Source organism: Streptomyces sp. F001, from assembly GCF_004187715.1.
Classification (GTDB): domain Bacteria; phylum Actinomycetota; class Actinomycetes; order Streptomycetales; family Streptomycetaceae; genus Streptomyces; species Streptomyces flavusporus.
The window spans coordinates 213,407-221,444 of record NZ_QZWF01000011.1; the positions used below are offsets into that span (position 1 = coordinate 213,407).

The 8,038-nt window shown below is 74.3% G+C and carries 7 protein-coding genes and 1 pseudogene; 3 read left to right on the forward strand and 5 right to left on the reverse strand.

The window, feature by feature from the left end; translation table 11 throughout:
* Window positions 1-148: 148 nt before the first annotated feature.
* Window positions 149-1,195, forward strand: coding sequence for a DUF2637 domain-containing protein (locus StrepF001_RS31025; RefSeq protein ID WP_129801517.1), 1,047 nt, complete (start codon window positions 149-151; stop codon window positions 1,193-1,195).
* Window positions 1,196-1,262: 67 nt separating this feature from the next.
* Here the strand turns inward: StrepF001_RS31025 and StrepF001_RS31030 are convergent, their stop codons facing one another.
* Both StrepF001_RS31030 and StrepF001_RS31035 read right to left on the reverse strand, forming a co-directional pair.
* Window positions 1,263-1,691, reverse strand: a complete 429-nt coding sequence (locus StrepF001_RS31030; protein WP_129801518.1) for an ATP-binding protein — start codon at window positions 1,689-1,691, stop codon at window positions 1,263-1,265.
* Between the two features lie 171 nt (window positions 1,692-1,862).
* A pseudogene (locus tag StrepF001_RS31035) lies at window positions 1,863-3,249 on the reverse strand (protein phosphatase 2C domain-containing protein).
* Between the two features lie 314 nt (window positions 3,250-3,563).
* Here StrepF001_RS31035 and StrepF001_RS31040 point away from each other — a divergent pair.
* Window positions 3,564-4,547: a TrmB family transcriptional regulator gene (locus StrepF001_RS31040; protein ID WP_129801519.1), complete on the forward strand. Its 984-nt coding sequence runs from the start codon at window positions 3,564-3,566 to the stop codon at window positions 4,545-4,547.
* A gap of 52 nt (window positions 4,548-4,599) precedes the next feature.
* A complete protein-coding gene (locus StrepF001_RS31045) occupies window positions 4,600-5,082 on the forward strand; it encodes a DUF456 domain-containing protein (protein ID WP_129801520.1) in 483 nt (160 codons plus the stop codon).
* Window positions 5,083-5,105: 23 nt separating this feature from the next.
* On the opposite strand, the gene StrepF001_RS31050 is transcribed toward StrepF001_RS31045, so the two are convergent.
* From StrepF001_RS31050 to rsgA, 3 genes are all read right to left on the reverse strand, one after another.
* Window positions 5,106-5,594 (reverse strand): methylated-DNA--[protein]-cysteine S-methyltransferase, encoded by a 489-nt coding sequence (locus tag StrepF001_RS31050; protein ID WP_129801521.1) that lies wholly within the window; start codon window positions 5,592-5,594, stop codon window positions 5,106-5,108.
* Window positions 5,591-6,982 (reverse strand): AlkA N-terminal domain-containing protein, encoded by a 1,392-nt coding sequence (locus StrepF001_RS31055; protein WP_129801536.1) that lies wholly within the window; start codon window positions 6,980-6,982, stop codon window positions 5,591-5,593. The genes StrepF001_RS31050 and StrepF001_RS31055 overlap by 4 nt, the downstream gene beginning before the upstream one ends.
* Window positions 6,983-7,045: 63 nt before the next feature.
* A partial coding sequence (rsgA, locus tag StrepF001_RS31060; protein WP_240797757.1) for a ribosome small subunit-dependent GTPase A occupies window positions 7,046-8,038 on the reverse strand: 993 nt, incomplete at its 5' end.

Below are 8,038 nucleotides of genomic sequence, written 5' to 3' on the forward strand. Positions count from 1 at the left end.
ATCTCAAGCGGCAGTTCGAGCTGAACGCCGCCGCAGGCATCCCCTTGCACTTCGTTGGCGGCCGCTTGCCCCGAAACCCCCTGAGGACCGGCGGGTCTGGGCCACCATGGCGGGCGTTACGCCCTATCCCAATGCAAGGGACCCCCAGATGAGATTGACCGACATATCGCTGAACTGGCTGCTCCCGGGCGCCGTGCTGCTCCTGGGCATGCTGGCGGCGGTGGCGGTGCTCCGGCGCGGCAGGACGGCCGCGGGGAAGGACACGAGCGCGGACGACTCGTGGGAGCGTGCCGAAGAGCGCCGCAGGCGCAAGGAGGCCATCTACGGCACGGCCTCCTATGTGCTGCTGTTCTGCTGCGCCGCGGTCGCTGCGGCCCTGTCCTTCCACGGCCTCGTCGGCTTCGGCCAGCAGAACCTCGGCCTGACCGGCGGCTGGGAGTATCTGGTGCCGTTCGGCCTGGACGGCGCGGCGATGTTCTGCTCCGTGCTCGCGGTGCGCGAGGCCAGCCACGGTGACGCGGCGCTCGGCTCCCGGATACTCGTATGGACGTTCGCGGGCGCCGCGGCCTGGTTCAACTGGGTGCACGCGCCCCGGGGCGCCGGCCACGCGGGTGCCCCGCACTTCTTCGCCGGCATGTCCCTGTCGGCCGCCGTGCTCTTCGACCGGGCGCTGAAGCAGACCCGCCGGGCCGCCCTGCGCGAACAGGGACTGGTCCCGCGTCCGCTGCCGCAGATCCGGGTGGTCCGCTGGCTGCGGGCGCCCCGCGAGACGTACAGGGCCTGGTCGCTGATGCTTCTGGAAGGCGTGCGCACCCTCGACGAGGCGGTCGACGAGGTGCGCGAGGACAGGCGGCAGAAGGAGGAGGCCCGGCTGCGGCGGCGCGAGCAGCAGCGGCTGGAGCGGGCCCGGCTCAAGGCGATCAGCCGGGGCCACGGCCGGGGTTTCGTCGGCCGCGGCGGTGGCCGGCAGGTGGAACTGCCCGCCGTGGAGCAGGGCGCCGAGCGGCTCTCCGCGGAGCCTGCCATATCGGCGCCGGAGCAACTGCCCGTGCGCGCACGGCCCTCGCTCCAGCCCGTGCGCAGCGGTTCTGAGCCAGTCACCGTGGACCTCACCGCGGAGGACGACACCATGGCCCTGCCACGCCTGGACTCCCTGGAGCGCAAGCTCAAGGACCTCGAGCAGCAGTTCGGCTAGAACGCGCCCCGGGGCGTCGGGACGGGGGCGCGGCGCACGCGATGTGGCCGCGCCCCCGTCCCGTTCGTCATGCGGCCTCCGCGTCGAGCTCGAACCACACCGACTTGCCCACCGCGTGCGGCCGTACGCCCCACGCGTCCGCGAGGGACTGCACCAGCACCAGGCCCCTTCCGTGCGTCCCCTCGTCGGCCTTCGGTGCGCACAGCCGGGGCCGGCGGGCCACGAAGTCCCGTACCTCCACCCGCAGTCCACCGGGTCCGACGGTGGCCGTCAGGACCGCGTCGTGGTCGGTGTGGACGATCGCGTTGGTGACGAGCTCGCTGGTGAGCAGCTCCGCCGTCTCGGACCTGCCGGGCCCTCCCCAGTGTCGCAACAGCTCACGCAGTTCCCTGCGGGCCTGTGGGACCGCCCGCAGGTCCGCCCGGCCGAGTCTGCGCCTCAGTTGGGGCGCCTGTGCCCGCTCCTTGGCGGCGCCCCCTCGTGCCTGCCTCTCCATGTCCCCCGCCCGCGTGCCGATGTCGGTTCCCCTCCTGCTCGAACACGTTCACGGAGATCCATGCCCCGTCGACAACGGGCCAGTCATGCGCAATCGTCAACGACCGGGTGTTCGGGGAGACTGGCCGATTTCGTACGCCGTGACGCCGCCGGACAGCCTCCTGAAGCGGCCCTAAGGCGCCTCCCAGACGGCCGCCGCCGTACGGTCGTCGGCGTAGCCCTTGACTCTCACCTGGGTGTCGGCGAGGAAGGCGGCGAGGCCCGGCGGCTCCGGGTGGGACCACCGCTGGGTGAGATGGGCGGGCAGCTCCGGCTCGCCGCGCAGCGGGTCGGCGAGGCCGCCGGTGCACATCAGGAGCGTGTCGCCCGGCCGGGCGACGGAGGCGCGGAAGCGGAAGGGTTCGCGGGGTGGCTCGGGGGCGGGTCGTACGGGTCGGCGGTGTCGGGATGCCGAGGTCCATGGTGAGCCGGTCGCCCTCCGGTGTCTCGGACGGCAGCGATCCGAAGCCCACGACGGGCTCGCCGGTCACCTCGGTGACCTTGGGTTCCATGTCCTGCCAGGCACCGTCACGCAGCCGGAACAGTCCGCCCGCGCCGACGCCGAAGAAGACGCGGGTACGGCACTCGGGGTCGGCGGGCAGGAGCAGACAGCGCAGGGTGGCGGCGTACTCGTCGGGCTTCAGGCCCTGTTCGGCGGCACCGGCCCGGAGTCTGCCGAGGCTGCGGTCGGTCAGCCGGTGCAGTCCGGACTTCAGGTCGCCGCGCCGGCCGGCCCGGATGTCCTCGGTGAGCCGCGGGTGGCTGCGGCCGACCGCCCGGCCGATCCACCGGCACAGCTCGGCGGCCGCGCGGTGTGCCCCGGCCGTGGCCCGCGCGCCGGTCGCCATCGCCACCAGCACCAGCGCCTCGTCGCCGCTGCCGAAGCGCGCGGTGAGCAGCGAGTCGCGGCGTGGTTCGCCCCGGTAGCGCGCGGAGTCCCCCCGCACCGAGGCCGCGCGCAGGGTGCAGGCCCCGTACCGGGCGCCGTCCAGCACGGTGTCGGCCACCAGGTCGCCGAGGTCGTCGGGATCGGCGGGAGGGAGGGCGGTGGGCTCGGCCTCGTAGGTGGGTGGGCCGGAGCCGACGTGATGCAGGGCCGGGGTGACGTGCCGGGCGGGGCGGTCGGCTGCGGGGGCTGTCCGGGGGCGTGCCGGAGGGTTCGCGGGGTGCGGGTGCGGCGGTGGTCGTGGACGGGGGTCTGCCGAGGTACCGCTCCCGGTCGCCGCGGCGGTGGGGCCCTGGGGCGGGGACGGGAAGGTGTCCGGACCCGGCGGTGCGGCGGTCGGCGGCTGCGAGGGGGCACGGCGTACGCCCGAGCCGTCCCTCGGTTCCGGGACGCGGGTGTCCGGGTGGTGGGTGCGGTTGCCGTCGGTGTCGCCCACCGCTCCGGCCGCGGAGGCGAAGCGGTCGTCCAGCGAGTCCGGTGTGCGTGTGGGGCCCGTGTCCTCGGTGGAGTCGTCGTACAGCTGCCCCCACCAGTCGTCGGAGTGACCGGTGGGCCTTCCCCCCTGCTGGCTCATGCCCCCAATTGTCCACCGCACGGGCCGTATGAAAACGGGGCATCCGGAAAATGCGGCGCGACACTCCGCACCGAACCACGTGTCGGGTGAGCTGTCGAACGGACACGCGAGAGACGTCGCCGGGCGGCTCCACCCCCCACAGGAGAGCCGCCCGGCGACGTCGGGAGACCCGGCCCCCCGCCTGCGCCGGTGGCCCCACCTTGGCAGAGTTGCGGGAGGTACGGCGATGATGTGCCCAGGCGGTTTTGCGCCGTGGCCGGTTTCCGCCACGGCCCGCACCGCGGGGTCTGGTGTCCGGGGAGGGACGACGGCTGATGCTGGCGGCGATAGGGCTGGACGAGACGCACGAGGGGGCGTACCGGGCACTGGTGGCCGTGGGCGCCGCCGACGTACCCGATCTCGCCCGGCGGCTGACGCTCGGCGAGTACGACACCGAGCGGGCGCTGCGCCGGCTGGAGCGGCACGGGCTGGCGGCTCAGTCCTCCGGGCGGCCCGGACGCTGGGTGGCGGCCCCGCCGGGGGTGGCGCTCGGGGCGCTGCTCGCCCAGCAGCGGCACGAACTGGAGAAGGCGGAACTGGCCGCCGCCCTGCTCGCCGAGGAGTACCGGGCGGCGGCGGCCGAGCCGGCCGTGCACGACCTGGTCGAGGTGGTGATCGGCGCGGCCGCGGTCACGCAGCGGTTCCTGCAGTTGCAGCTCGGTGCGAGTGACGAGGTGTGCGCGCTGGTCACCGGCAACCCGGTGGCCGTGACCGGGATGGAGAACCACGCCGAGGAGCAGGCGGCCGGCCGGGGGGTGCGCTACCGGGTCGTGGTCGAGCGCTCGGTACTCGACCAGCCGCACGGACTCACCGAGTTGGGCGCGGCGCTCGGCCGGGACGAGCAGGTGCGGGTGGTGGACCAGGTGCCGACGAAGCTGGTGGTCGCCGACCGGGCGCTCGCGCTGGTGCCGCTCACCTCGCCGGTCGTGGAACCGGCCGCGCTGGTGGTGCACGCCAGCGGGCTGCTGGAGCTGCTGTCCGGGCTGTTCGAGTCGGTGTGGCGGGACGCGCTGCCGCTGCGGATGGGCGACTCCGGCGTCACCGTGGAGGGCCCGGACGGTCCCGACGGCACCGATCTGGAGATCCTGTCGCTGCTGCTCGCCGGGCTGACCGACGCGAGCGTCGCGAAGCAGCTCGACCTGGGCCTGCGGACCGTGCAGCGCCGGGTGAAGCGGCTGATGGAGCTGACCGGGGTGACGACCCGGCTGCAGCTGGGCTGGCATGCGTACGAGCGGGGCTGGGTGGCGCGGGACCGGTAAAGGTCCTGTCCGGGGACCTGCGAGTTCGGGCGGGCTCCGGCACGCTGGGCAGATGGGAGTGTGGGAGCTCCTGCTGGCCGGACTGGTCATGCTGCTCGGCCTGTGCGGAGTGCTGGTGCCCGGCGTGCCCGGGTCGTGGCTGGTGTGGGCCGCGGTCATGTGGTGGGCGTTGCTGGATCCGCGGCCGGTCGCCTGGTTCATGCTCGTCGGCGCCACCGTCGCGCTGCTGCTGTCGCAGGTGGTGCGCTGGGTGCTGCCGCCCCGTCGGCTGCGGGCGAGCGGCGCCACCCCACGGATGGCTGTGTACGCCGGAGTCGGGGCGTTTCTCGGTTTCTTCCTCGTCCCCGTGGTCGGGGCGATCCCCGGCTTCATGGCCGGCATCTACGTCTGCGAACGGCTCCGCCTGGGCCGGCACGGCGAGGCGCGCGCGGCCCTGCGCACGGCGATGCGCTCGGGCGGCTCCAGTGTGCTGGCGGAGCTGTTCACCTGCCTGCTGATCATGGGCGCATGGCTGGGCGTGGTGATCTGGGCCTGACCGGCCCCCACCGGGTCCCTGGGTCAGAGCACGCCCTCCAGCGTGAGCAGCTGCACCTTCCGGTCGAGGCCGCCCGCGTAGCCGGTCAGTGCGCCGTCGGCGCCGATCACTCGGTGGCAGGGGCGGAGGATCAGCAACGGGTTGGCGCCGATCGCGCCGCCGACGGCCCGTACGGCGGCCCTGGGGGCGCCGATCCGGGCCGCGATCTCGCCGTACGTGGTGGTGGCGCCGTACGGCAGTGAGTCCAGGGCGGCCCACACCCGCTGCCGGAACGCCGTGCCCTCGGTACGCGACGGCAGGCGGAACTCCTTGAGCTCGCCGGCGAAGTACGCGGCGAGCTGTTCCTCGGCCTCGCGAAACAGCCCGGGGTCGTGCAGCCAGCCGTCCTGAACGGTGCGGCCGCCCTTCTGGCCGGGCACGGACAGGGACGTCAGTGTGCCGCTCGGGTCGGCGGTGAGGAGCAGCTCGCCGAGCGGGCCGGCGACGGTGGTCCAGTGGGTCGGGGTGGTCATCGGTACTCCAACTCCCCTGCTGTGCACAGGTGTTGTACGGCGTACGAGCGCCAGGGGCGGCAGTTGTCGGGAACGTCCGTGTCGGGCGGCGCCACGTCGGGGTCGCCCAGGGCGCGGGTGCGGATGGCGGCGACGGTGGCGCCGTCCAGGCCGGGCACGGCGAGCAGTGCCGCCTGTGCGTCGTCCCGGTCGGCGCCCGGGTCGAGCCGGACGGCGCCGTCGGCGAGGGCGGCGGTGAGCGCGCCCAGGGTGCCGCCGGGCTCGGCCTCCGCGAGGACGGCCGGTTCGGGGAAGACATGGGTGAGGGTGCCGCACGGGGCGTCGAGGGTCTTGCCGTACCGCCGTACGAGCTGCTCCGCCGCCGGTCCCACCAGCGCGCGGATCGCCAGCTCCGCCGGGTCGGCGGCGCCCGGCGAACGCAGTCCGGGCCGCGCGGCGACCAGCGGGGCGAGCCGTGGGTCGGCGCCGAGCCGCTCGTCGACGGCGTACGGATCGGCGTCGAGGTCGAACAGCCGCCGCAGCCGCTGCACGGCGGTGGTGAGGTCGCGCAGGTCGGTGAGGTGCAGCCGCGCGTCGAGCCAGCCGCCCCGGTGGCGGGCCGAGCCGGAGCTGACCGGCCGCTCGTCGACCGCGGCGATTCCCGTGCCGTAGGGCAGGCGGAGCGTACGGCGGTAGGTGCGGCCGCCGGGCGCCCCGCTCACCTCCTCGATGCCGGGCACCGCCTCGCGGGCCAGCAGGTCGAAGACGGCACCGGCGTGGTACGGGCCCCGGTGGGCGAGCCGTAGCGGAATCCCGGCGCTCGGGGTGTCCGCCCGCCGGGCCGGACGGCGCCTGGGCGCAGCGGCGCGCAGTTCGCTCGGGGTCGACGCGTACACGGCCCGGATCGTGTCGTTGAACTGGCGCACGCTGGCGAACCCGGCCGCGAACGCGATCCGGGTGATGGGCAGGCCGGTGGTCTGGAGCAGCACCCGGGCGGTGTGCGCCCGCTGGGCCCGGGCCAGTGCGACGGGGCCGGCGCCGAGCTCGGCGGTGAGCTGGCGCTGCACCTGCCGGGCGCTGTAGCCGAGCCGCGCGGCGAGGCCGGCGACGCCTTCCCGGTCGACGACGCCGTCGCCGATCAGCCGCATGGCCCGCCCCACGACGTCGGCCCGCGCGTTCCAGTCGGCCGAGCCCGGCACCGCGTCCGGCCGGCACCGCCGGCAGGCCCGGAATCCCGAGCCCTGCGCGGCGGCGGCCGTCGCGAAGAACCGCACGTTGTGCCGTTTGGGCGTCACGGCGGGACAGCTCGGCCGGCAGTAGATGCCGGTCGTCTCGACGGCGAAGAAGAACGCCCCGTCGAATCGCCCGTCCCTGCTGCGCACGGCCTCGTACCTGCTGTCTTCGTCCATCACGCTGTCCAGTCTCCGCCGTGGGGAGCGCAGCTGCTGGCGGAAATCGGACGTGACATCGGTCTACATCCAGCGCCCCCGCTTCGCCTCCATCGCCGCGCGGCCCTGCGCCCCCTTCCGTTTCCAGTCCTTGCGGATCTCCGCACGCAACCGCGCGTCGGTCTTGGCCACGATCCGCTGGTTCTCCCGCAGGAGCTTGCGGTAGCTCTCCAGCCGTCGCACGGGCAGTTCCCCGGAGTCGATGGCGGCCAGCACCGCGCAGCCGGGCTCGGACTCGTGGGCGCAGTCGTGGAAGCGGCAGCGTTCGGCGAGCTCCTCGATCTCGGAGAACACCTGCCCGACCCCGGTCTCGGCGTCCCAGAGGCCCACACCCCTGAGCCCCGGGGTGTCGATCAGCACACCGCCGGCCGGGAGCAGAAGCAGATTGCGCGTGGTGGTGGTGTGCCGGCCCTTGCCGTCCACGTCCCGCGTGGCCTGCACGTCCATCGCGTCCTCGCCGAGCAGCGCGTTCGCGAGCGTCGACTTGCCCGCGCCGGACTGCCCGAGCAGTACGGACGTACCACCGGAGACGACCGCCGCGAGGACCTCGAGCCCGTCCCCGTCGACCGCGCTGACCGCGAGCACCGGCACGCCCGGCGCCGTCGTCTCCACGTCCTGGACGAGATGCGCGAGCGTCGCCGCGTCCGGCACCAAGTCGGCCTTGGTCAGGACGACGACCGGCTGCGCCCCGGATTCCCAGGCGAGCGCGAGGAAGCGTTCGATACGGCCGAGGTCGAGGTCGACGGCGAGCGACACGGCGACGATCGCGTGGTCGACGTTGGCCGCGAGGATCTGCCCCTCGGACCGCTTGGAGGAGGTGGAGCGCACGAAGGCGGTACGGCGTGGCAGACACGTCCGTACGTAGCGGGGGTTGCCCGCGGGTTCGACGGCGACCCAGTCGCCGGTGCACACGACGCGCAGGGGGTCGTGCGGGGTGACGAAAGCGGTGTCGGCCCGCAGGACGCCGTCGGCGGTGATCACGTCGCACTGACCGCGGTCCACCCGGAGCACACGCCC

Coding starts and splice junctions, on each gene's coding strand:
- StrepF001_RS31045 (WP_129801520.1), top strand. CDS start 4,600: ATGGGAGTGTGGGAGCTCCTGCTGGCCGGACTGGTCATGCTGCTCGGC.
- StrepF001_RS31050 (WP_129801521.1), bottom strand. CDS start 5,594: ATGACCACCCCGACCCACTGGACCACCGTCGCCGGCCCGCTCGGCGAG.
- StrepF001_RS31030 (WP_129801518.1), bottom strand. CDS start 1,691: ATGGAGAGGCAGGCACGAGGGGGCGCCGCCAAGGAGCGGGCACAGGCG.
- StrepF001_RS31055 (WP_129801536.1), bottom strand. CDS start 6,982: ATGGACGAAGACAGCAGGTACGAGGCCGTGCGCAGCAGGGACGGGCGA.
- StrepF001_RS31040 (WP_129801519.1), top strand. CDS start 3,564: ATGCTGGCGGCGATAGGGCTGGACGAGACGCACGAGGGGGCGTACCGG.
- StrepF001_RS31025 (WP_129801517.1), top strand. CDS start 149: ATGAGATTGACCGACATATCGCTGAACTGGCTGCTCCCGGGCGCCGTG.